This is a genomic window from Mesorhizobium sp. CNPSo 4684 (assembly GCF_057784315.1).
Genome location: NZ_JBWLUX010000004.1, coordinates 127070 through 151566, shown reverse-complemented (window position 1 = coordinate 151566; position 24497 = coordinate 127070). Strand labels below are relative to the sequence as shown.

Here is a 24497-nt window from a genome sequence, read left to right as displayed (position 1 = left end):
TCCGGCCGAAAATCAGACGCGTTCGATGATCGTTGCGGTGCCCATGCCGGCGCCGATACAGAGCGTCACCAAAGCGGTGTTGAGGTCGCGACGTTCCAGCTCGTCGAGCACCGTGCCGAGGATCATCGCGCCGGTGGCGCCGAGCGGATGGCCCATGGCAATGGCGCCGCCATTGACGTTGATCTTGTCGTGCGGAATGTCGAAGGCCTGCATGTAGCGCAGTACCACCGACGCGAAGGCCTCGTTGAGCTCGAACAGGTCGATGTCCGACAGCTTCATCTTGGCGCGCTTCAGGAGCTTTTCGGTGACGTCGACGGGACCGGTCAGCATCAGCACAGGCTCGGAGCCGATGTTGGCGAAGGCGCGGATGCGGGCGCGCGGCTTGAGCCCCATGGTCTTGCCGGCCTTCTTCGAGCCGAGCAGCACGGCGGCCGCACCATCGACAATGCCGGACGAATTGCCAGCATGGTGGACGTGGTTCACTTCCTCGACTTCCGGATGCTTCTGCACGGCAACCGCGTCGAAGCCGCCCATTTCGCCAGGCATGACGAAGGACGGGTTGAGCGAGGCCAGCGACTGCATGTCGGTCGACGGCCGCATATGCTCGTCGTGGTCGAGGATGATGAGCCCGTTCTGGTCCTTGATCGGGATGACCGAGTTCTTGAAACGGCCGTCGGCCCAGGCCTTGCCGGCGCGCTTCTGGCTCTCGACCGCATAGGCGTCGACGTCGTCGCGCGAAAAGCCATACTTGGTGGCGATCAGGTCGGCCGAGATGCCTTGCGGCACGAACCAGCCGGGCAGACCGACTGACGGATCCATGAACCATGCTCCGCCCGAGGCGCCCATGCCGACGCGCGACATCGATTCGACACCGCCGGCAATGACGATCTCGTCGGCGCCCTGTGCGATCTTGGCGGCGCCGAAGTTGATGGCGTCGAGACCCGAAGCGCAGAAGCGCGAAATCTGCATGCCCGGAGCCCTGTTGTCGTAGCCGGCCTCGAAGGCAGCGGCACGCGGAATGACCGAGCCGGCCTCGCCGACCGGATCGACGCAGCCGAAGATGATGTCGTCGACATTGCCGGTGTCGAGCCCGTTGCGGTCGCGCAGCGCCTCAAGCGTCCTGGCGGCGAGCCGCACCGCCGGCACTTCATGCAGCGAGCCATCTTTCTTGCCCTTGCCGCGCGGCGTGCGCACGGCGTCATAGACATAAGCTTCGGCCATTTTTTCGGTTCCTTCCTTCTGGTGCCGCCTAAGGCTAACGCAAAGCCGCGCGTAGGCGATTCAGTTCGTTCTTGAAATTGCCTGCATCGGCTGGAGCGGCTTCAGCCCAGAGTTCCATGAGTTCAGAGTTAGGGCTGCTTACACATTCGACTGCCTGGATTGCCTTGCCCTTCAATCCACTCAAAGCTTGCCAGTTCGAGACAGTTCGCAACGCCGTCTCTGCAGGTTTCGACAAGAACTCGGACTTCCCGTTAGCTGCGGCGACAATTGCGGCGGCGGCCAGCGCAACCGAGCCATCCGGCGCCTCGATGTAGTCAGGATTGTTGCAAGCCGCATCGAGCGCGCCTGCAACGGCGACGGCGCCACTGTTCTCAAATTCCGCGACGAAATCGGCTGCGTCATCGTTTTCGAAAATTTTGAAACCCCATGCGCCCATAATTGGTATCCTAAAGGCTCCGGCCAATCAGCAATTTCATGATCTCGTTGGTGCCGCCGTAGATGCGCTGGACGCGGGCGTCGCGGAACATGCGGGCGATCGGATATTCATTCATGTAGCCATAGCCGCCATGCAATTGAAGGCATTCGTCGACGACTTTTCCCTGCAGGTCCGAGAGCCAGTATTTGGCCATCGAGGCGGTGACCGGGTCGAGGCCGCCATTGATGTGGCGGGTGACGCAATCATTGTAGAAGACGCGGCCGATGGTGGCCTCGGTCTTGAGTTCGGCGAGCTTGAACTGGGTGTTCTGGAACTCGATGATCGCCTTACCGAAGGCCTTGCGCTCCTTGACGTAGTCGATGGTCAACGCCAGCGCGCGCTCGATCATGGCGATGGCGCCGGTGCCGATCTGCAGGCGTTCCTGCGGCAGTTGCTGCATCAGCTGGATGAAGCCTTGTCCCTCTTCATGACCGAGCAGGTTGGAGGTAGGCACGCGCGTGTCGTTGAAGAACAATTCCGACGTGTCGTTGGCCTTCAAGCCGATCTTGTCGAGGTTGCGGCCGCGCTCGAAGCCATCGACCTCGTCGGTCTCTACAACGATCAGCGACGTGCCCTTGGCGCCCTTGGCCGGATCGGTCTTGGTGACGACGATGATGAAATTGGCGAGCTGGCCGTTGGTGATGAAGGTCTTGGAGCCGTTGATCTTGTACTGGTTGCCGTCCTTCTCGGCGCGCGTCTTGACGCCTTGCAGGTCGGAGCCGGCGCCGGGTTCGGTCATGGCGATGGCGCCGATCAGTTCGCCGGTCGCCAGCTTCGGCAGCCATTTCTTCTTCTGCTCTTCCGAGCCGTAATGCAGGATGTACGGGGCGACGATCGCATTGTGCAGGCCGATGCCGAAGCCGTCGACGCCGACATGGCCAATCGCCTCGATGATGGCGCTCTCATGCGCGAAGGTGCCGCCAGAGCCGCCATACTCCTCCGGCATCGAAGCGCAGAGCAGGCCGGCGGCACCCGCCTTGCGCCAGCTCTCGCGGTCGACCATCTCATTCTTCTCGAACTCGTCGTAGCGCGGCGCGATCTCCTCCGACATGAAGCGATGCGCCATGTCGTAGAGCATGCCGACCTCGTCCGCCGCCCAGGCGGGCTTCGGCAAAGAGAGCACTTCGGCTGGATTTGTCATGCCGTTTCTCCCGCGCCGGCGTCCCCCTCCCCCTCGAGGGGAGGGTGGCCGCGAAGCGGCCGGGTGGGGTCGCTGATGACGTGCTCGACCTTGTTCTTCAACACTTGCACCGAATGCATTTGCGATCTTCCTCCTGCCAGCGCTCCCATGGGAGGCCAGCGCACTTCACGCAGGACCCCTCCCGGCCCTTCGGGCCACCCTCCCCTCAAGGGGGAGGGGGACGCTGGCCATTTTTAGAACGCTTCCGCAGGCAGCGCCATTAGCGTGTCCGCACCACTGGAAATGCGGGCGAGATGCGCCGACGTCTCGGGCATGATCCGTTCCATGAAGAAGCGTGCCGTCACCACCTTGTTGTCGTAGAAGGGCTGCGAGCCGTTGGCGCCGGTCTTACCTAGCGCGGCCTTGGCCATCTGCGCCCACATGTAGCCCAGCGCCACCAGGCCGAAGAGATGCATGTAGTCGGTCGAGGCAGCACCGGCATTGTCGGGCTTGGCCATGCCGTTCTGCAGCAGCCACATGGTCGCCGCCTGCAGATCGTTGAGGCCTTTCTTCAGCGCCTTGGTGAACGGCGCCAGCTTCTCGTCGGCACGGTTCTCCTCGCAGAACTCGCCTACATCCTTGAAGAAGGCCTGCACGGCGCGGCCGCCATTCAGGCCGAGCTTGCGGCCGACGAGGTCGAGCGCCTGGATGCCGTTGGCGCCTTCATAGATCATGGCGATGCGCGCATCGCGCACGAACTGGCTCATGCCGTGCTCTTCGATATAGCCGTGGCCGCCGAACACCTGCTGCGCCATGACGGCGTGGTCGAAACCCTTGTCGGTGAGCACGCCCTTGATCACCGGCGTCAACAGGCCGGTGTAGTCGTCGGCGGCCTGGCGGTCCTTGTCGTCGGCGGAGCGGTGGGCGATGTCGGACTTGATCGCCGTCCACAGCGCCAGCGCGCGGCCGGCTTCGTTGAAGGCCTTCATGGTCATCAGCGAGCGGCGGATGTCGGGGTGGACAATGATCGGGTCAGCCTTCTTGTCCGGCGCCTTGGCGCCTGACAGCGAACGGCCCTGCAGCCGGTCCTTGGCGTAGGACACCGCGTTCTGGTAGGCGATTTCCGACAGCGACAACCCTTGCAGGCCGACGCCGAGCCGGGCTTCGTTCATCATCGTGAACATCGCCTTCAGGCCGCCATTCTCCTCGCCGAGCAACGTGCCCTCGGCCTCGTCATAGTTCATGACGCAAGTCGAATTGCCGTGGATGCCCATCTTCTCCTCGATCGAGCCGCAGGACAGCGTGTTCTTCTCGCCCGGATTGCCCGACGTATCGAGCTTGAGCTTCGGCACGATGAACAGCGAGATTCCCTTGACGCCTGCCGGCGCGCCTTCGATGCGGGCCAGCACGAGATGGACGATGTTGTCCGACATGTCGTGCTCGCCGGCCGAGATGAAGATCTTCTGGCCTGATATCTTGTAGGTGCCATTGCCGTTCGGCACCGCCTTGGTGCGCAGCAGGCCAAGATCGGTGCCGCAATGCGGCTCGGTCAGGTTCATGGTGCCGGTCCAGGCCCCCTCGACCAGCTTCGGCAGCCATGTCGCCTTCTGCTCGTCGGTGCCGTGGGTGATGATCGCGGCGATCGCCCCTTGGGTCAGGCCGGGATACATCATCAGCGCCATGTTAGCCGAGACCATATATTCGGCAACCGCCGTGTGCACGGCATAGGGCAGGCCCTGGCCGCCGAACTCGACCGGTGCCGCCAGCCCCATCCAGCCGCCTTCGCGATACTGGTCGTAGGCCTCCTTGAAGCCCTTCGGCGTCGTCACCGAGCCGTCTTCATGGCGCACGCAGCCTTCCATGTCACCGACACGGTTCAAGGGATGCATGACGTTTTCGGCGAGCTTGGCGCCCTCGGCGAGGATCGCCTCGACCACATCGGGCGTCGCGTCGGCAAATCCGGGAAGGTTGGAATAGCGCTGGTAGCCCAGCACCTCATTGAGCACGAACAGCGTGTCCTGGACCGGAGCCCTATAGATCGGCATGTGTTTCCTCCACCATGCGGGTCTTGGTCGCGGGATCAGGTCCCGAAAACGAGCTCGGGCAGCATGCGGACCAATGTTGAAAGCGGGATAACAAAAATTGACGTTTGCGTAAACGTCAATTTTGTTGCCGCGACAAAATTTCCTTGTGCCAGCCTATCGGCACGGCTCAGCGGACACCAGCACGGTGCTTGGGTTGACCAGACGAAGATGGCAAACGAAAAGAGCCGCGCGGGCAGTCCCGCGCGGCTCTTGTCAAACGTCTCGGCGGAGCTAGATCAGCCGGCGGCGCTGGCCAGGGCTGAACGTTCGGACAGCATCTGGCGCACGGCCGACATCGAGCCGCTCAGCTCGTTGATCGCGTCTTCGATCAGCGCGCGCTGCTTCTGCAGGCGGGCAAGCTGCTTCTCCGACTTGTCGAGAGCCAGCCGCAGCTGCTTGGTGTTGGATCCCGTGGGATCGTAGAGATCCATCATCTGTTTGACGTCGCGCAGCGAGAACCCGACCTTGCGGCCGAGCAGGATCAGCTTCAGCCGCGCCTTGTCGCGACGCGTGTAGAGGCGCGTTGCCCCGTCGCGCTTCGGATTGAGCAGGCCCTTGTCTTCATAGAAACGCAGCGTGCGCAGGGTCACGCCGTACTTCTTGGCCATCTCGCCGATGCGCACGAGTTCCTCGCCGGGTTCGACAGACATATTGTTGGTGTTGGCCGCGGCTTCGCCGGGCGAAACAAGTTTCATGGTCACTGGCTTTCCCCTGTAGTGGCGTCGCGGTCCCGGACCGTGCAGCGCCTGAGTGGAAGCGGGGGCATGCTTCCAGTCGTGGGTTTCAACTAATTCATCGCAAAAGGCACGAACAGCGCCCCTCTTACGTTTACGTCAATTCTATATCGATAGCCGCCTCATGACGCAAGGGCGTTCTGGGATTGCGAAACCTTATGCCGCACCCCTGGTGCCGGGTCCGAAAGGGCGCCGCCTGTATTTCAGCAATGCCGTAACTTCTTAAGCTTGGTTAACGCCTTGTTTACCACGATGGGTGAAATGTGCGCATGTCGGTCACCCGTGTTTATCCTGTAGCGAATTTTTCACGGTTTTTCGGAGAGCGGGCCTGGCCCGGGAAGCTCGTTCTTCCGCCGCAGCATAGCCGCACGGCCGCCTTCGTTCCCGACAGGGACTTTGGGGAAAACTGGCAGCAAGCCGGCCATTCTGAAAAACGGACGCATCGATGAACAGCAAGCGGTCCTATCTCGATACACTCAATGCCGGCAGGCCGCGTAGGCCGAACACCACGCTTGATGAATTGAACCGCTCGCTGGAAACGCTGGAGCAGCGGCTGGAGCGCAAGCGCGAGGACGTGGGAGAGCGCTTCGATCCGCGCCGGCCACCGGTCGAGCCGCGCTACGCCAGCGCCCAGCCCTACGCCCCGCCGCGCTGGTATGAGGATCCGCAGCCCGCGCCGCGGCCGAAAAGCCCTGTGACGTCCGGCTTCGACCAGAATTATCAGGGGCTTGCGCGCGACATCGACCGTGTGCGCGGCCAGGAAGACAGCGTCGCCGTGGTCGGCAAGATCGCCGGCGAATTGCGCGGCCTGCGCGAGGAATTGCGCCATCAGATGACCGCCGGCCTGCAGCGCGAATTCGCCGCGCTGCGCAAAGACATCGAACGGGCGTTCCAGGCGAGCAGCCAATCAGGCGGCTTGCCCGGCAAGGGCAGCGCCGAACTCGGCCTCGAGTTCGAGCGGCTTTCCGGCGCCATCCAGACGCTGGCCGAAAAGAGCGACGACAGAAGCGTCAACATGCTGCGGCTCGAACTCGAGCAGGTAAAGACCGCGCTCGACACGCTGGCGCGAGAAGAGAGCGTGCTGAAGGTCGACCGCCGCTGGGACGATTTCGACCGTCGCTGGAGCGCATTCGAGGACCGCGTGGACGCCGACCAGCGCAACCGCGCGGACGGCCCCGGATTTTCGGCCCTGACCGATCGGCTCGAGCAGATCAGCAATGCCGTCAACAATCTGCCGGAATCGCTATCGCTGCGCTCAATGGAGGAAAAGGTCCGCACGCTTGCCGGCGCTGTCGACCACTTCGTCAGCCAGCAGAACAACCGCGGCGGCGACACGCTCGGCCTGATCGACGAACGGCTTGACGAGATTACGCGCGCCATCGTCGCCTCGACCGTCGCCGCCCAGGCCAATTCCTTCGACCCCGAGCCCTTCGAGCGCATCGAGAAGCGGATCGCCTCGCTGGCGCAGCAGATCGAGGAAGTGGTGCAGGTCCGTCCGAGCGGGGAGGTTCTTGACCGTCTCAGCATGCTGTCGAACCGGGTCGACGACCTCGCCGGCCGCGCCAATCTGCCGGAACAGGCGATGGAGCGCCTCGGCAACCAGATCGCGATGATTGCCGACAAGATCGACCGCGCCCCGGCCATGCCGGACGTCGACTATATTTTCCAGGGCCTGGAACAGCGCTTCGACGTGCTGTCGGGCATGATGGAACGCCGGCAAGGTGATGCCATCGAACAGGGCAACATGCTGTTTCGCGACCTCGAGCGGCGGCTGGACGAGGTTGCCGACCGCCTGGACCAGCGCCAGCCGCAAGCCGACAGCGCCGAAATCATGAACGCCATCGACGCACGCTTCACCGCGCTTGCCAAGCGCATGGAGACGCGTGTTCCCGATCCTGCCAACGAAGCGGCGATCCGCGGCCTGGAAAGCCGGCTCGAAGACATTTCTAGCCGGCTGGAATCGTCGGCCGCGCAGGTCGCCGGCATCGATCCGGCGCTGATCCGCAGCCTCGAGGCGCAGGTCTCCGGCCTGTCGGCGCATCTGTCGAAGCCCGGCACGCCGCTGCCGGAATTCGAGGACATCAGCCCGCGCCTCAACGAGATCGAGAAGTCGCTGGCCGGAACCCGCGAGTCCATCATGGGCGCGGCACGCGAGGCGGCCGAGAGCGCCGTGCGCTCGCTGGCCGATTCCAATGCCAACACCGCGGCCGTCACCGGCCTTGCCCAGGATCTGAAGACGCTGGAAGCGCTGACGCGCCGTTCGGACGAGCGCAATTCGCGGACATTCGAGGCCATTCACGACACGCTGCTCAAGATCGTCGATCGCCTGGGCTCGCTGGAAACCAGCGAACCGGTCGAGGCGGTGAGCGAACTTCTGGACACGCCGGCCGAGCCGGCACGGCGGGCCCGCGCTGCCCGCGCCTCCAAGATCGCAGTGCAGGACGCGCCGTCGATGGACATCGACCAGCCGCAGCCACTGACCGGAGACATGGCCGACCTCGACGGCCGGGCCGCCGCGATCATGCGCAACGAACCCGATATGCGCGCCGAACCTGACATGCGCAGCGAGCCGGTACGCCGCTCGCCGGCCGAGGCTGCCGCGGCCGCCGCGCAGGCGGCGCTCGGTTCCGATGCGATTGCCGAGAAAGGCGAAGGCACGGCCAAGAAATCGCTGTTCGGCGGATTGGCGCGCGCCTTCAGGGGCAAGAAGCAGGCTGACATGCCGCCGCTTGCCGGTTCGGCGCCCAATGCCGACATGCCGAGCGTCGATCTCGATGAACCACTCGACCCCAAGTTCGCCAACCGGCCGCTGGAGCCAGGCTCCGGCGCGCCCGATCTCAACGCCATCATGAAGCGGGTGCGCGATGAGCGCGGCCCGCCGGCGCGCCAAAGCACCGGCGATGCGTCGAAATCCGACTTCATCGCCGCGGCCCGGCGCGCGGCGCAGGCCGCGGCCGCCGAGGCCGACGCGCTGAAACGCCAGTCCACCATGAAGGGTCCGGTGAAAGCGCTGCGGATCGGCGACCTGCTCAAGGCGCGGCGCAAGCCGATCCTGATGGGAGCGATCGCGATCATGCTGGCGCTTGCCGGCCTGCAACTGGGCAAGGCGTTCTTCGCCGACCCGGTCGAGGTCGCAAGCAACGATACCGCGCCGATTGTGGCATCGCAGCCGGTCGAGACCGCCTCGGTCAACGCTCCCAGCCAACCCAAGGCAGACACGCAGGCAACCGTGCAGGATGCACCGGCCCGGATGGTCAGGCAGGCGGAGCCATCGCAGCCGCCCGCCAAGGATGACGCGCCGATCGAGGCTGCTTCGACAAGTTCTGTTGGCCCTGACGTGCCGGCAGCCGAATCCACGCCTGCACCAATGGCTTCGGCCGATCCGGCCCCGGCGCCAGACGCAACATTGCCGACGACCGCCACTGCGGAACCGGCGGCTGACGCGCAACCTGCGGCCGCTGTCGTGGCGCCATCGGCATCGGATACGACCGGCGCCGTTCCGCCCGCTGACACCGCGGCAACGCCTGTCGTCGCCAAGATCGACGTTCCGGCCGATGCCGGCCCGCAAGCCTTGCGCGACGCGGCCGCCGGCGGCGACGCCAAGGCGCTGTTCGAGCTCGGTTCGCGCTATGCCGAATCGCGCGGCGTTAAAGAAGACATGGCGGCAGCCGCCAAATGGTACGAAAAGTCGGCCGAACTCGGCTTCGCGCCAGCCGAGTACCGCATCGGCAATTTCTACGAAAAGGGCATCGGCGTCACGCGCGACATCAAGAAGGCAAAGACCTTCTACCAGCTCGCCGCCGCGCAAGGTAACGCCAGCGCCATGCACAACCTCGCCGTGCTCTTTGCCATGGCCGCGGACGGCGTGACCGACAATGAATCGGCCGCGCACTGGTTCCAGGCGGCGGCCGATGTCGGCGTCAAGGACAGCCAGTTCAATCTCGGCATCCTGGCGGCCAAGGGCGTCGGCATGAAGCAGAGCCTGGAGGAATCCTACAAATGGTTCGCACTCGTCGCCAAGACTGGCGACAAGGATGCGGAGGCCAAGCGCGACGAAGTCGCCAGTGCGCTGCGGCCCGAACAGCTCGAGCGGGCGCGCGCCGCCACCGAACTGTGGAAGCCGAAGCCGCTCGACCCGGCGTCCAACTCGGCCGACATCCCGGAGTCCTGGCAGGAAGGCACGCCGCAGACGACCGCCAGCGTCGACATGAAGAAGGCGGTCAAGAACATCCAGCTCATCCTCAACAAAAACGGCTACGATGCCGGCGGCGCCGATGGCGTGATGGGCGGCAAGACCAAGACCGCGATCATGGCTTTCCAGACCGACAACAAGATGCAGGCGACCGGCGAAATCGACGAAAAGCTGGTGAAGGCGCTGCTGGCGCACAAATAACGGCAGATGCGTCGCTATCGCGACGCCCTTGCCACACATTTGCCTGTTAACTGATTGAGATGTTTTTTGTTTCGGCAGGGCGGCGGGGTTTGACCCGACTGCCCCGTCGGCGCAAGGAAAAATTGGCTTTTCGGTGCGACAATGCTCGCGAATGGCTGCAATCGCCGACAGGCAAACTGATCGAGACTGACGGGTGGGCATCTATCTCCCGATCGCGGAAATTTCCGTCAACGTCTTCGTCCTGCTGGCGATGGGCGCGGCGGTGGGTTTCTTGTCGGGCATGTTCGGGGTCGGCGGCGGTTTTCTGATCACGCCGCTCCTGATCTTCTACAACATCCCGCCGGCCATCGCGGTCGCCACCGGCGCCAACCAGGTCATCGCCTCCTCCTTCTCCGGCGCACTGTCGCACATGAAGCGCGGGACGCTCGACTTCAAGCTCGGCGGGGTGCTGCTGGCCGGCGGCATTGTCGGCTCGACCGGCGGTATCTTCGTCTTTGCCTTCCTGCGTCGGCTCGGCCAGCTCGATTTGTTCATTTCGCTGCTCTACGTCGTGCTGCTCGGCACGGTCGGCGGGCTGATGCTGGTCGAAAGCGTCAATGCGCTGCGCGCCACGCGCAGCGGCGCTGCGCCGGTGTTGAAGAAATCCGGCCAGCACAACTGGATCCACCGGCTGCCGCTGAAGATGCGCTTCAGGGCCTCGAAACTGTTCGTCAGTGTCATTCCGGTGCTGGGGCTCGGCGCGGGTATCGGCTTCCTGTCGTCGATCATGGGTGTCGGCGGCGGCTTCATCATGGTGCCGGCGCTGATCTACCTGCTGAAAGTGCCGACCAACGTCGTTATCGGCACTTCGCTGTTCCAGATCATCTTCACCTCGGCCTACACCACGCTGGTGCACGCCACCACCAACCAGACTGTCGACGTCATGCTTGCCTTCCTGCTGATGGCGGGCGGCGTCGCCGGCGCGCAATATGGCGCCAAGGCAGGCCAGAAGCTGCGCGGCGAACAGCTCAGGGCGCTGCTGGCGCTGCTGGTGCTGGCGGTCGCGATCCGGCTGGCCATCGATCTCTTCGTCACGCCGCCAAACCTCTATTCGCTGACCGCGGCAGGCCTGAACTGATGCGGGGATGGAGGATTTTTTCGGCCGCCGCTTTGGTTTTCGGTCTCGCCCTGCCGGCGACAGCACAGGCGCCGAACCCGCTGCCGGAAGGCATCCAGATCGGTCTCTCCACCGACGCCGTGTCGATCACCGCCGGTTTTTCCGGCGCCGACCTGACCATTTTCGGTTCGCTGGAAAACCCCGATCCGCTGGTCGCGCGGCAGGGGCGCTATGACGTCATCGTCGTGCTGGAAGGGCCGCCGCGGCCGGTGGTGGTGCGCCGCAAGGACCGGGTGCTCGGCGTCTGGGTCAATCTGGAATCCGAAACTTTCGAAAACGTGCCGGTGTCTTATTCCGTCGCCACGACGCGGCCGCTGCAGGACATCACCGAACCCAACAGCTACAGGCAGCTATCGCTTGGCGCCTCCAACCTTTACATGCAGCCGGCCGACGCCACCGACAGCCCGGCGACGATCGAGGAATTCACCACGGCGCTGCGCGAGCGCAAGGGGGCGACCGGCCTGTACAGCGAGAATGTCGGTGGCGTGCAATTCCTGTCGCAGAACCTGTTCCGCGCCACGGTGCGGCTGGCGCCGAATGTCCCGGTTGGAACGCATAAAGCCCGCGCGTTCCTGTTCAAGAGCGGCCTGTTCCTCAAGGAAAGCTCGGCCCAGCTCGAAATCCGCAAGTCGGGTTTCGAACAGTCGATCTTCCGCGTCGCGCACGATTATTCCTTCCTTTATGGCGTCTTCGCCGTGTCGCTGGCCATGATCACCGGCTGGCTGGGCAGGCTGATCTTCCGCAAGGATTGACGTCCAGAAGCTCATTTTACCGGAAAAACAGGGTTCCCCTTTCCGCGTTTATGCGATAGATCGCCGCCTCCCAACCCTCGGGCAATTACGCACAATCAATTCGGCAAGCGGTCCGGACATCCGGATGACAGTGCTTTTCAGCGCCGGCCACCGCGACCCAATGACAGGAGGCTGCAATGCATCAGGCATTTGGCGGCATCGATTTCGGCACGTCCAATTCTACGGTGGGCGTAATCCGGAACGGCCAGGCACGACTGGTGGCGCTGGAAGGGGAGCGGCCGACATTGCCAAGTGCGGTGTTCTTCAACTTCGAGGACGGCCACACCTATTTCGGCCGCCGCGCCATCGCCGACTACACCGACGCCATCGAAGGGCGGCTGATGCGGTCGCTGAAGAGCGTGCTCGGCAGTTCGCTGGCGCATGAGAAGACGCGCATCAAGGCGCGCCAGATCGGCTTCATCGACATTGTCGGCATGTTCGTCGGCCATCTCAAGAAGCGGCTCGAGGAAGATGCCGGCGCTCCCGTGGAGAGCGTCGTACTCGGCCGGCCCGTGCAGTTCGTCGACGATGATGCGGAAGCCGATGCCAAGGCGCAGGGCGAGCTTGAAAAGGCAGCGCGCGCGCAAGGCTTCAAGCACATCGCCTTCCAGTTCGAACCGATCGCCGCTGCACTCGATTACGAACAGGGTGTGGCACGTGAGGAGCTGGCGCTGATCGTCGACATGGGTGGCGGCACGTCCGACTTCTCGATCGTGCGGGTTTCGCCGCAGCGCGCCCGCTCAGGCGACCGCAAGGACGATATCCTGGCCAACCGCGGCGTCCACATCGGCGGCACCGATTTCGACCGGCTGCTCAGCATCGCCCATGTCATGCCCAAGCTCGGCTATCTCTCGCCGACGAAAGACGGCAAGCGCAACCTGCCGGCGAGCTACTTCATCGACCTGGCGACGTGGCAGCGCATCAACCTGGTCTACACCGCCAAGGCGATGACGGACCTCAGGCAGATCCGCTTCGAGGCCAGTCGCGCCGACCTGGTCGAGCGCTTCATCCACATTGTCGAGCATCGCTACGGCCATGCGCTCGCCGGCCTAGTCGAGCGGGCCAAGATCGCGCTGACGGATCAGGCTTCGGCCGATGTGACGGTGGCGCTGCCCGACGTGCATTTTGCCGCCGAAATTACGCGGACCGGTCTGGAAGAGACGATTGCCGCCGACATCGAACGGGTGTCGGCGACGGTGCGGCAGACGATCGCCGACGCCGTCGTGAAAGCGTCCGATATCACCGCCGTGTTCCTCACCGGCGGCTCGACCGCGATCCCGCTGGCGCGGCGAGAAATCCTGTCGCTTGTGCCACAGGCAGCCGTGATCGAGGGCGACATGTTCGGCTCGGTCGGCCTTGGCCTGGCGTTGGATGCGCAGCGCAAGTTCAGCTAATCGCCTTAACCGTGGTCTGCAGAGGCGCTGAGATGCGCTTTGAGCGCCATCTGCGCCAGGCTCGCCTGGCGATCGCGATGGGTGATCATGGCGAAGTCGCGCTTCGGCAGTTCGAGCGGCACCGACCGGAGGCTGCCCTCGGCCACGGCGCGCCCGACGACGAGGTCGGAAATGATGGTGGCGCCGGCGCCGGCCTCGACCGCCTGGCGAACCGCCTCGTTGCTTGGCAGCACCAAAAATATCTGCAGATCGGCGAGCGAAATCCCTTCGCGGCGGGCCAGATCCTCCAGCACCTCGCGCGTGCCGGAACCACCCTCGCGGATGATCCAGCGCAAACCCCTGATATCAGGGCGGCCTGGCGCGATTTCGACGATCTCGGGATGCGAGGCGGCGACGACCAGCATCAGTCTGTCGACGTCAACCTTGGTGCGGCGCAGGATATCGGATTCGGTGCGTCCCTCGACCAGGCCGAGATCGGCGGTGCCATCCAGCACGTTGGCCTCCACCTGCCTGGTGTTGCCGATGCTGACGCTTAAGCGCACCGCCGGGTAGGCTTCATGGAATGAGGCCAGCCGGCGCGGCAGCCAGTAGCTGGCGATGGTCAGGCTGGCGGCGATCGAAAGACTGCCGGCGACTGTCTGCGAGACATGTTCCAGCACATTGCGGGCGGAGGCGGCGCGCTCCAGCACCGCCTTGGCCTCAGGCAGGAAGCGGTGGCCGGTCTGCGCCAGCTCGATGTTGCGGCCGACCCGGTTGAACAGATGTACGCCGTGCTGCTCCTCGAGGGCACGGATGGCCGCCGACGCAGCCGACTGGGAGATGCCCAAAAGCTCTGCCGCCTTGGTCATGTGGCCGCGTTCGGCGACGGCGACGAAAATGCGCAATTGGTCGAGGGTCATGCGCGCATTAAGAACCAATTTCGATCGAATTTACAAGAACAACTGATTAGACAGATCGATAGCTTTATTCTACTTTTTCAACCGAAGTTAGAAGAAATTCGCCAACAGATCGCAGCCAACAAAATGATCGGGCGGTTCAGATCCCTGCTTGCGCATTGGACCCGTGGCCTCAGGCGGCGGCTGGCCGGCGACCGCTATCATCCGGAAGAGCACTATATGCGTGGCCCCGGACCGAAGACGCGGGCCAAATTCTCAGGTAGCAAAAGCACGCCTGGCCTATGAACCACGGAGCGCCGCGCGGGGCGAATTCCGCACCGTCGCAACGGCCGCTTGCCGATACGCGCGCGCCGGACGAAGGCGACGGCGTCGACACCTCGCCTGATGTTTCCGACAGCATCGCCAAGACCACCTGCTATATGTGCGCCTGCCGCTGCGGCATCGACGTCCACATCAAGGACGGCAAGGTTCGCTACATCAACGGCAACAAGGACCATCCGGTCAATCGCGGCGTGATCTGCGGCAAGGGCAGCTCCGGCATCATGCAGCACTACAGCCCGGCGCGGCTGAAGAAGCCGCTGCTGCGCAGCGGTCCGCGCGGCTCGGGCGAATTCCGCGAGATCGAGTGGGAAGAAGCCTTTTCGATCGCGACTGAACGACTTTCCAACATACGCGGCACCGATCCGAAAAAGCTCGCCTTCTTCACCGGGCGCGACCAGTCGCAGTCGCTGACCGGCTGGTGGGCGAGCCAGTTCGGCACGCCGAACTTCGCCGCCCATGGCGGCTTCTGCTCGGTCAATATGGCGGCGGGCGGGCTCTACACGATCGGCGGTTCGTTCTGGGAGTTCGGTGAGCCGGACTGGGACAACACCAAATACTTCATGCTGTTCGGCGTCGCCGAGGACCATGATTCCAACCCGATCAAGATCGGACTCGGCAAGCTCAAGGCGCGCGGTGCCAAGGTGGTGTCGATCAACCCTTGCCGCACCGGCTACAACGCGATCGCCGACGACTGGATCGGTATCCGGCCCGGCACGGACGGCCTCTTCGTCTTCGCCCTTATCCATGAACTGCTTAAAGCCGGCCGCGTCGATCTCGATTATCTGCTGCGCTACACCAACGCTCATGTTTTGGTCATCCAGGAGCCGGTCGCGGCCGATGACGGGCTTTTCCTGCGCGACAGCGACAACAATCCCGTCGCCTGGGACCGGGTGGCGAAGGCCTCCATCAACGCCGCCGACCCAGATGCAAAGCCAGCGCTGACCGGCAGCTACACCGTCGCCGGCCGCCGCTGTGTGCCGGTGTTCCAGCTCATTGCCGATCGCTACATGGACGACAGCTACGCGCCTGACGCAGTTGCCGCGCAGTGCGGGATTGCGGCTGACACGATCCGCCGGATCGCGGCCGAACTCGCGCATGTCGCCTTCGAACAGACGGTAGAACTGCCGGTGGCGTGGACCGACTGGGCCGGGCGTCGGCACGAGACGATCAAGGGACGGCCGGTGTCGATGCATGCCATGCGGGGCATATCGGCCCATTCGAACGGTTTTCACTCTTGCCGCGCCATCCACCTGCTGCAGGTGCTGCTGGGCACGATCGACGTGCCCGGCGGCTTTCGTTTCAAGCCGCCCTACCCGCGCTCGGCGCCGCCGGGGCCGAAGCCGTGCGGCAAAAGCGTAAAGCCGATGACGCCGCTGGACGGCGTGCCGCTCGGCTTCGTCTGTGGGCCGGATGACCTGCTGGTCGATGAGGCCGGCACGCCGCTTCGCATCGACAAGGCCTATTCCTGGGACGCGCCGCTGGCCGCGCATGGGCTGATGCATACGGTCATCCGCAATGCCTGGGCCGGCGACCCTTACCCGATCGACACGCTGATGATGTACATGTCGAACATGGCGTGGAATTCGTCGATGAACACCGTCGAGACCATTGCCATGCTGACCGACCATGACGAGGCGGGCAACTACAAGATCCCCTTCATCATCTATTCCGACGCCTATTATTCGGAGACGGTGCCGTTCGCCGACCTGGTGCTGCCCGACACCACCTATCTCGAACGGCATGATTGCATCAGCCTGCTCGACCGACCGATAAGCCATGCCGATGGACCGGGGGACGCCATCCGCCATCCCGTTGTCGAACCCGACCGCGACGTCAGGCCGTTCCAGTCGGTGCTGATCGAGCTCGGCGCGCGGCTCGGCCTGCCCTGCTTCGTCAACGACGATGGGTCCGCGAAATACAGCGACTATGCCGACTACATCGTCAATCACGAGCGCACGCCGGGCATCGGCCCACTCGCCGGCTGGCGCGGCAAGGACGGCACGTCTGTCGGCAAGGGCGAAGTCAATCCGGACCAGCTGCAGCGCTACATCGACAATGGCGGCTTCTGGCACCAGGACTTTGCCGCCGACCAGCGCTATTACAAGATGGCCAACCGCTCCTATCTCGACTTTGCGGAGCAGTTGGGGTTCATTCCCAAGGCCGAGCCCATCGTGTTCCAGCTCTATTCCGAGCCGATGCAGCGCTTTCGCCTCGCCGCGCGCGGCCATGGCCGCGTGCAGCCGCCGGAAGCCGAGCGCGGCCGTATCGAGACCTATATGGACCCGCTGCCGTTCTGGTTTACGCCGTTCGAAGAGGCCGCCGTCGATCTCGAAAAATATCCGCTGCACGCGCTGACGCAGCGGCCGATGCACATGTATCATTCCTGGGGTTCGCAGAATGCGTGGCTGCGGCAAATCACCAGCCAGAACCGGCTGTTCGTGCATCACAAGACCGCAGCAATTCTCGGCCTTGTCGACGACGACTGGGTGTGGATCGAAAGCATCAATGGCCGGGTGAAGGGGCAGATCAAGCTGGTCGACGGCGTCAATCCAGATACGGTGTGGACCTGGAACGCCATCGGCAAGAGGCGCGGCAGCTGGGGGCTGAAGGACGATGCCGCCGAGAGCAATCGCGGCTTCCTGCTCAACCACATTATCGGCGACCAGACCTCGGTCGATGCCAACGGCAAGCGCTATTCGAATTCCGATCCGGTGACCGGACAGGCGGCGTGGTTCGATTTGCGCGTGCGCATCGTCAAATGCGCGGCCGAGGAAGCCGGCTTCACCGAGCCGCAATTCGAGCGTTTCAGCCAACCGCCAAATGTCGCGCCATCGCCCGACATCCTTCGCTACGGCGCCGAATTCCGCGTCAACAGGGAAGCCGTGGAATGACCTGCCTTCCCGCCCATACCGACAAGAAACTGGGCCTTGTCATCGACCTTGACACCTGCGTCGGCTGCCAGGCCTGCGTCACCGCCTGCAAGGAGTGGAACACCGGCGGCCACATGGCGCCGCTGACCGACATCCACCCCTATGGCGGCGATGTCGACGGCGTCTGGTTCAACCGCGTGCACAGCTACGAGCACACGACGGAGGCGGGCGGGCGCACCGTCAACTTCCCACGCTCCTGCCTGCATTGCGAGACGCCGGCCTGCGTCACCGTCTGCCCGACCGGCGCCTCCTACAAGCGGGCATCGGACGGCATCGTGCTGATCGACGAAAGCAAATGCATCGGCTGCAAATTGTGCAGCTGGGCCTGCCCCTATGGCGCGCGCGAATTCGACACCGATGTCGGCGTGATGAAGAAATGTACGCTCTGCGTCGACCGCATCTACAATGACAATCTGGCCGAGGAGGACCGTGTGCCGGCCTGCGTGGCCGCCTGCCCGACCAGCGCCCGGCATTTCGGCGATCTCGGCGATCCCGCCTCGGCGGTGTCGCAACTGGTCGCCAGCCGTGGCGGCGTCGACCTGATGCCGGAGATGGGCTACAAGCCGACCAACAAGTACCTGCCGCCGCGTGCCCACACCGAGCGTGCAGCTTCAGTGGCGGCGCCGAGGCTCGAGGCGGTCGAGGCCGAAGGCGGTTTCCTCGGCTGGGTCGACCGCATGCTTTCTAACTGACCAATGCATCCAGCCTTTTCCGTCGTCTTCTTCACCACTGCCACCGGCGCCGGCTACGGCCTGCTGGCACTGCTTGGCGTGCTTGGCGGACTGGGGTTCATCCCGGCCGATTTCTGGCTCGGCCTCATCGGCATGGGGCTGGCGCTCGGCCTGATCGCCGCCGGCTTGTTGTCGTCGACCGGCCATCTCGGCCGCCCCGAACGGGCCTGGCGCGCCTTCTCGCAATGGCGCAGTTCCTGGCTGTCGCGCGAAGGCGTGGCGTCGGTGGCGACCTTCATTCCGGCCGGGCTGTTCGGCCTGGGCTGGGTGTTTTTTGACCGCACCGGCTGGGTGACTGTTGCAGGGCTGCTCGCGGCCATTGGCGCGGTCGTCACCGTCTGCACAACCGGCATGATCTATGCGTCGCTGAAGCCGATCGCGCAGTGGCACAGCCGCTACACGCTGCCCGGTTACCTAATCTTCTCAGTGATGACCGGCAGCGTGCTGCTCAATTCGCTGCTGCAGGCATTCGCCATCGGCTCGAACCCCGTCGTGGCCGCCGCCCTGCTGCTGACGTTGCTCGGCTGGGGCTGGAAGCTGGCGACGTGGCGCTACAATGACAGGCTGGAGATCGCCACCACCGCCAACACGGCAACCGGGCTTGCCGGCGGCACAGTGCGCTCGCTGGAATGGCCGCACACCGAAGAGAACTACCTGCTCAAGGAAATGGGCTTTCGCATCGCCCGCAAGCACGCCGCCAAGCTGCAAGGGATCACGCAGGCGCTGGCTTTCGCGTTGCCGGCTCTGTTTCTGCTTGCTGTTCTATTCAATTTGCCCTGGCCGCTCGCGGCGGTGCTGTCGGTGCTTGCGGCCATTGTCCAGTTCGCCGGCATGCTGGTCGAGCGCTGGCTGTTTTTTGCCGAGGCCAAGCACACCGTTACCCTCTATTACGGGCGGTAGCGCGCCGTCAGGCGGCCCGCGCTTCCGGCGCCGCCGGCAAGTCCTTCAGCAGGATTTCGATAGCGGCATCGACCACCGCTGTCCGTCGGTCGTGCGCATAGAGTCCGTATTGCACGATGAGCGGCTCGGGCACCGATGTCTTCAGCACGCGCATTGAGCCCGTGCGCACCGATTCCGGTGGAAGCAGTCCGACGCCCAGTCCGTTCTCGATCGCCGCCTGCAGGCCGGTGACGCTCTGGCACGACAGAACGATCCTGTGCTCCCGGCCGGCGGCAACCAGCGCCTCAATCATGCGCCTGCGCCAAGGGCAGGTTGCACCGAAGGCGACGAGATCGAGCGGCCGTTCGTGATCCAGCACATAGTCCGTAGCGCAGACCCATTGCAGTTCGACATTCCACGTCGTCAAGGCATCGGCTGCGACGACCGATGTCGGGGCAATCATGACATCCAGCGCGTCCTCGCTCCACAGCCGCCCCAGTGCGACACTGTGCTCGACCATGGCGTCGAGGCTGATGTCGGGATAGGTGCGGTGCAGCCGTCCCAGCGCGGCCGAGAGCGCTGCGGTGGTGACTTCCTCGGCGAGGCCGATGCGCACGCTGCCGCCAATGCCGGCCTGCTGCAGCCGCGCCACCGCTTCATCGCCGAGGGCCAGGATGCGGGTCGCATAGCCCAGAAAGAGCTCTCCCTCCGCGGTCGGCACGACGCCGCGGCCGGTGCGCTGGAACAGATGCCGCTGGAGCAGTCCCTCGAGCCGGCGCATCTGCATGCTCAGCGACGATTGGGTTCTGCCGGTCTGTGCGGCGACCCTGCTCAGGCTGCCTTGCCGGCAGACAGCCACAAAGGTGCGAAGAAGGTCCAGGCCGATCTGTTCAGATATCATCTTCTTTGAACTCTGTTGTCATCGATATCAGCCTACAATGATCTCGCGCCCCGCGCTATCTCCACTCAAGAGAACAGCGCAGGGACGAAAACCATGAAAGCGATCCGTGTTCACCGCCATGGCGGGCCAGAGGTGCTTGCCTATGAGGATGTCGACATCGGCCAGCCCGGGCCGGGCGAGGTCCGCGTGCGCAACCGGGCGGTCGGCCTCAACTTCGTCGACGTCTATTTCCGCACCGGCGAATACGTGCCGCCCGCTTTGCCGTTCACGCCGGGCAATGAAGGCGCCGGCGAAATCATCGCGGTGGGCGAAGGCGTCAGCGGCTTTGCCCCGGGCGATCGCGTCGCCTATGTCGAGACGCTCGGCGCCTATGCCGAGGAGCGCATCGTGCCGGCGCATTTCGTCGTGCACCTGCCTGACGCCATCGATTTCGAGACGGGTGCGGCAATGATGCTGAAGGGGCTGACGGCGCAATATCTGCTGCGCCGCACGTTCCGCGTCGAGGCCGGCCACACCATGCTGGTGCATGCGGCGGCTGGCGGTGTCGGCCTCATCCTGACGCAATGGGCAAAGCATCTCGGCGCCACCGTCATCGGCACGGTCGGTTCGCCAGAGAAGACCGAACTGGCGCGCGCCCATGGCTGCGACCATGTCATCGACTACAGCAGGGAGGACTTTGCCGCGCGGGTGAAAGAGATCACCAAGGGCGAGGGCTGCCATGTCGTCTATGACGGCGTCGGCAAGGCGACCTTCCCGGCTTCGCTCGATTGCCTGCGGCCGTTCGGCACGTTTGTCAGCTACGGCACGGCGTCGGGATCGATCCCGCCCTTCGACATCATGCTTTTGATGCAGAAAGGATCGCTGTTCGCCACCTGGCAGTTGCTGTTCCATCATCTCGCCAGGCGCGAGGACGTTGTCGCCATGAGCGAGGATCTCTTCAATGTCGTGCTCAGCGGCGCGGTGAAAATCCCCGTGCACACAAGCATGCCACTCGCCGAAGTGGCTGAGGCGCATCGCCGGCTCGAAGCGAGGCAGACGACCGGCGCTACCGTGCTGATACCGTAGAACTCAGCCCGGCCGCAGCATGGCGTGGGAAATGGCGAAGATGCGCTCGGCGCCCAGCATGTAGGCCATCAGCGTCTCGCGCCGGAACAGACCGGCATAGGCGCGGTCGAGCACGTTGAGCGAACCGGTATAGGCGCCGAAGGCCGGCATGATCATGCGGCCGCCATCGCCGGCAAAGCAGCGCCGCCGCACCGAACGGCCGCGCTGGACGATGCGCGCACAAGGATGGAGATGGCCTGCAACTTCGCCCTCGGTTCTCGCCTTCGACGGCTCGTGGCGGAACAGCAGCGAGCCGATGGCGAGTTCGCGCACCGTGTCGCCCGGCAGGTCGGCCGGCGCTTCCGGGTCATGGTTGCCGGCGACCCAGAACCAGTCGCGGCCGGCCATCAGCGCCTCCAGCCGCTCGCGGAAGGATTGATGCATGCGCTCGGCGCCGCCGCCATCGTGGAAGGAGTCGCCCAGGCTGATGACGATCGAAGGCTGGTAGTCCGATATCACCGCCTGCAGCCGCAGCAAGGTGGCGCCGGTATCGTAAGGCGGGATCAGCGCGCCGCGCCTGGCAAAGGACGAGCCTTTTTCCAGGTGCAGGTCGGAGACCGCGAGCAGCCGTAGATCGGGGAAATAAAGCACGCCGCGGGGGTCGCAGACCGCGCGTTCGCCAGCGATGCCGACCATGTCGGCCTCGGCGATCAGTGATGCGCGCGCCAGCGAAAAATTCATTTCAAGTCAGACCCTCTTGGTCCGGTTTCGCCCTTGGCCCCATGGCCTCTTCGACCAGATCGGCGGCCTCCATGAGCAGAGACTCGTTGGCGCCGCCATTGACCGATTCCCTGCCGATCTCCAGCATCACAGGCAGAGCCAGCGGCGAAATCTGGTCGAGATGCTTATGCATGATTCGACCGCGCACACGCGAGAGCATCTCGGCAAGTCTGCTGACATCGAGCAATCCGGCCGACGCATCGGTGCGCGTCGCCTGCAGCAGGATATGGTCGGGTTCGTGGCTGCGCAACACATCGTAAATCAGGTCGGCCGAGACCGTCACCTGGCGGCCGCTCTTCTCCTGTCCAGGAAAGCGCTTCTCGATCAGCCCGGCAATGACGGCGCAGGTGCGGAAGGTGCGCTTCAGCATCCAGCTGTCGTTCAGCCAGGCTTCAAGGTCGTCGCCCAGCATGTCCTCGTCGAACAGGGCAGCCAGCGATGGCTTCTTCGCCTTGAACAAGGCAGCCATGTCGTCGAGCGCCCAGACGGCCAGCGAATAGTCTGTGGCGACGAAGCCGAGCGGACGGGCGTTGGCCCGCTCCAGCCGGCGCGTCAAAAGCATGCCGAGCGTCTGGTGCGCCAGCCTGCCCTCGAACGGATAAGCGACCATGTAGTGGCGGTTGCCGCGCGGAAAGGTTTCGACCAGAAGATCGCCCCGCTTGGGCAGGACTGACTTTTCCTTCTGCAGTCTGAGCCAGTCGGCAACCTGCTCGGGCAATGCCTGCCATTTGTGGGGATCGGCCAGCATGCCGCGCACCTGGTCGGCGAGATAGGTCGACAGCGGAAACTTGCCGCCGGCATAGGATGGCACAATGATGTTGGCGCCGGCGCCGTTGGAGACCACGCATTCATTCTCGCGAATGCCCTCGAAGCGCAGCACCTTGCCGGCGAACAGGAAGTTGTCGCCGGGCCGCAGCGTCTCGGCGAAATACTCCTCGATCTTGCCCAGCACCGGCCCACCGCGTCCGGCCATGCCGCGTCCTTGCCGGACATAGCGGACATTGAGCTCCGGCATTTCGACGATGGTGCCGACATTGAGCCGGTATTGTTGCGCGATGCGAGGGTTGGAGACGCGCCACAGCCCGTCCTTGGTCCGGCGGATGCGGGCGTAGCGCTCATAGTTCTTCAGCGCATAGCCGCCGGTGGCGACGAAGTCGACGACACGGTCGAAGGTCTGGCGCTCCAGCCCGGCATAGGGCGCAGCGCTGCGCACCTCTTCGAACAGAAGGTCAGCGTAGAAAGGCGCGCCGCAGGCGACGCCCAGCACATGCTGCGACAACACGTCGAGCGCGCCGTTGATCAGCGGTGGCGTGTCCTGCGCGCCGAGATAATTGGCGTCGAGTGCCGCCCGGCATTCCAACACCTCGAAGCGGTTCGCCGGGATGAGGATCGCCTTCGACGGCTCGTCCATGCGGTGGTTGGCGCGGCCGATGCGCTGCGCCAACCGGCTGGCGCCCTTGGGCGCGCCGACATGGACAACTAGGTCGACATCGCCCCAGTCGATGCCAAGGTCCAGCGTCGAGGTGGCGACGATGGCACGCAGCGCGTTGTCCGCCATCGCCTTCTCGACGCGGCGGCGCTGGCCGACATCGAGCGAACCATGATGCAGCGCGATCGGCAGCGAGTCCTCATTCGCCCGCCACAGTTCCTGGAACAGCATCTCGGCCTGGCTGCGGGTGTTGACGAACAGCAGCGTCATGCGATGCTTCTGGATCGCCTCATAAATCTCGGGAATGGCATAGCGCGCCGAATGTCCCGACCACGGCACACGCTCGCGCGAGTCGAGGATGGAGATGTCGGGCCTGGCGCCACCGGAGACGGTGATCAGCCCGGCCATCTCACCCGGTGGATTTTGCCCAACCAGCCAGCGCCGCAACTCATCGGGCTCGGCCACGGTTGCCGACAGGCCGATCGTCTGCAGGCCGGGCACGTAAGCGCGCAGCCGCGCCAGGCCGAGTGCCAAAAGGTGGCCACGTTTCGAAATCACCAGCGAATGCAGTTCGTCGAGCACGACATAGCGCAGATCCTCGAAGAAGCGCCTGGCATCAGGCGCCGCGATCAGCAGCGCCAGCTGCTCCGGGGTGGTCAACAGGATATCGGGAGGCGCCAGCTTCTGGCGCTGGCGCTTGTGCGAGGGCGTGTCGCCAGTGCGCGTCTCGATGGTGACGGGAAGCCCTATTTCTTCCACCGGCTTGCCGAGATTGCGCTCGATATCGACTGCCAGCGCCTTCAACGGCGAGATGTAAAGCGTGTGGATGCCGCGATGCGCCTGGCCGGGTTTGCGCCTGGGACGATTGGCCAGTTCGGTCAGCGACGGCATGAAGCCGGCCAGCGTCTTGCCGGCCCCGGTCGGCGCGATCAGCAGCACCGATTGCCCGGCCTGGGCTCTCGCCAAAAGTTCGATCTGATGGGCGCGCGGCGACCAGCCCTTCTCGCCGAACCATCTGATGAACGGTTCGGGCAAGGCGACACTGGCATTCTGTTCGGCAAGGCGCGGCTGCTCGGTCACGCGAAAGAGGTAGCGCGAGCGTGCGCGAACGCCAAGCAAAATCGGAACAAAAGGTGATCGGAACGGCTCTTACCTTCTCCCCCTGTGGGAGAAGGTGGATCGGCGCGCAGCGCCGAGACGGTTGAGGGGTGTTCCAGC

The 24497-nt window shown here is 64.3% G+C and carries 17 protein-coding genes; 8 read left to right on the top strand and 9 right to left on the bottom strand.

Going from position 1 to position 24497, the window contains the following annotated elements; translation table 11 throughout:
• Positions 1-12 precede the first annotated feature (12 nt).
• The 5 genes from AC04SG_RS05030 to AC04SG_RS05010 form a co-directional block, all read right to left on the bottom strand.
• Positions 13-1221, bottom strand: a complete 1209-nt coding sequence (locus tag AC04SG_RS05030; protein ID WP_488550149.1) for an acetyl-CoA C-acetyltransferase — start codon at positions 1219-1221, stop codon at positions 13-15.
• 34 nt (positions 1222-1255) lie between these two features.
• The gene (locus AC04SG_RS05025; RefSeq protein ID WP_112560504.1) at positions 1256-1657 is read right to left on the bottom strand and encodes a DUF4259 domain-containing protein; all 402 of its coding nucleotides are present in this window, start codon (positions 1655-1657) and stop codon (positions 1256-1258) included.
• 10 nt (positions 1658-1667) lie between these two features.
• A complete protein-coding gene (locus tag AC04SG_RS05020; protein ID WP_488550148.1) occupies positions 1668-2837 on the bottom strand; it encodes an acyl-CoA dehydrogenase family protein in 1170 nt (389 codons plus the stop codon).
• Positions 2838-3070: 233 nt separating this feature from the next.
• A complete protein-coding gene (locus AC04SG_RS05015) occupies positions 3071-4861 on the bottom strand; it encodes an acyl-CoA dehydrogenase (RefSeq protein ID WP_488550147.1) in 1791 nt (596 codons plus the stop codon).
• A 275-nt stretch (positions 4862-5136) separates the two neighbouring features.
• On the bottom strand, positions 5137-5595 hold the full coding sequence (locus AC04SG_RS05010) for a MerR family transcriptional regulator (protein WP_488550233.1): 459 nt from the start codon (positions 5593-5595) through the stop codon (positions 5137-5139).
• Between the two features lie 484 nt (positions 5596-6079).
• On the opposite strand from AC04SG_RS05010, the gene AC04SG_RS05005 reads away from it, so the two are divergent.
• From AC04SG_RS05005 to AC04SG_RS04990, 4 genes are all read left to right on the top strand, one after another.
• The gene (locus tag AC04SG_RS05005; RefSeq protein WP_488550146.1) at positions 6080-10027 is read left to right on the top strand and encodes a peptidoglycan-binding protein; all 3948 of its coding nucleotides are present in this window, start codon (positions 6080-6082) and stop codon (positions 10025-10027) included.
• Between the two features lie 193 nt (positions 10028-10220).
• Positions 10221-11144, top strand: coding sequence for a sulfite exporter TauE/SafE family protein (locus tag AC04SG_RS05000; protein WP_023669608.1), 924 nt, complete (start codon positions 10221-10223; stop codon positions 11142-11144).
• On the top strand, positions 11144-11935 hold the full coding sequence (locus AC04SG_RS04995) for a TIGR02186 family protein (protein WP_488550145.1): 792 nt from the start codon (positions 11144-11146) through the stop codon (positions 11933-11935). Before AC04SG_RS05000 ends, AC04SG_RS04995 begins: the two co-directional genes overlap by 1 nt.
• Positions 11936-12111: 176 nt before the next feature.
• On the top strand, positions 12112-13368 hold the full coding sequence (locus AC04SG_RS04990; RefSeq protein ID WP_488550144.1) for an Hsp70 family protein: 1257 nt from the start codon (positions 12112-12114) through the stop codon (positions 13366-13368).
• Between the two features lie 5 nt (positions 13369-13373).
• Here the strand turns inward: AC04SG_RS04990 and AC04SG_RS04985 are convergent, their stop codons facing one another.
• The gene (locus AC04SG_RS04985) at positions 13374-14267 is read right to left on the bottom strand and encodes a LysR substrate-binding domain-containing protein (RefSeq protein WP_488550143.1); all 894 of its coding nucleotides are present in this window, start codon (positions 14265-14267) and stop codon (positions 13374-13376) included.
• Positions 14268-14545: 278 nt separating this feature from the next.
• On the opposite strand from AC04SG_RS04985, the gene AC04SG_RS04980 reads away from it, so the two are divergent.
• The 3 genes from AC04SG_RS04980 to AC04SG_RS04970 are packed head-to-tail and all read left to right on the top strand — an operon-like array spanning position 14546 to position 19146.
• Positions 14546-17476 carry a molybdopterin oxidoreductase family protein gene (locus tag AC04SG_RS04980; protein WP_488550142.1) on the top strand — a complete coding sequence of 977 codons (2931 nt, stop codon included), beginning with the start codon at positions 14546-14548 and terminating at the stop codon, positions 17474-17476.
• Positions 17473-18207 (top strand): 4Fe-4S dicluster domain-containing protein, encoded by a 735-nt coding sequence (locus tag AC04SG_RS04975; protein WP_488550141.1) that lies wholly within the window; start codon positions 17473-17475, stop codon positions 18205-18207. Before AC04SG_RS04980 ends, AC04SG_RS04975 begins: the two co-directional genes overlap by 4 nt.
• Positions 18208-18210: 3 nt before the next feature.
• Entirely contained in the window at positions 18211-19146 is a 936-nt protein-coding gene (locus AC04SG_RS04970; RefSeq protein ID WP_488550140.1) for a dimethyl sulfoxide reductase anchor subunit family protein, read from the top strand.
• 7 nt (positions 19147-19153) lie between these two features.
• On the opposite strand, the gene AC04SG_RS04965 is transcribed toward AC04SG_RS04970, so the two are convergent.
• Entirely contained in the window at positions 19154-20026 is an 873-nt protein-coding gene (locus AC04SG_RS04965; RefSeq protein WP_488550139.1) for a LysR substrate-binding domain-containing protein, read from the bottom strand.
• Positions 20027-20119: 93 nt separating this feature from the next.
• On the opposite strand from AC04SG_RS04965, the gene AC04SG_RS04960 reads away from it, so the two are divergent.
• Positions 20120-21091, top strand: a complete 972-nt coding sequence (locus AC04SG_RS04960) for a quinone oxidoreductase family protein (RefSeq protein ID WP_488550138.1) — start codon at positions 20120-20122, stop codon at positions 21089-21091.
• A 3-nt stretch (positions 21092-21094) separates the two neighbouring features.
• Here the strand turns inward: AC04SG_RS04960 and pdeM are convergent, their stop codons facing one another.
• Entirely contained in the window at positions 21095-21811 is a 717-nt protein-coding gene (gene pdeM, locus AC04SG_RS04955) for a ligase-associated DNA damage response endonuclease PdeM (RefSeq protein WP_488550137.1), read from the bottom strand.
• 1 nt (position 21812) lies between these two features.
• Positions 21813-24359 (bottom strand): ligase-associated DNA damage response DEXH box helicase, encoded by a 2547-nt coding sequence (locus AC04SG_RS04950; RefSeq protein WP_488550136.1) that lies wholly within the window; start codon positions 24357-24359, stop codon positions 21813-21815.
• Positions 24360-24497 lie beyond the last annotated feature (138 nt).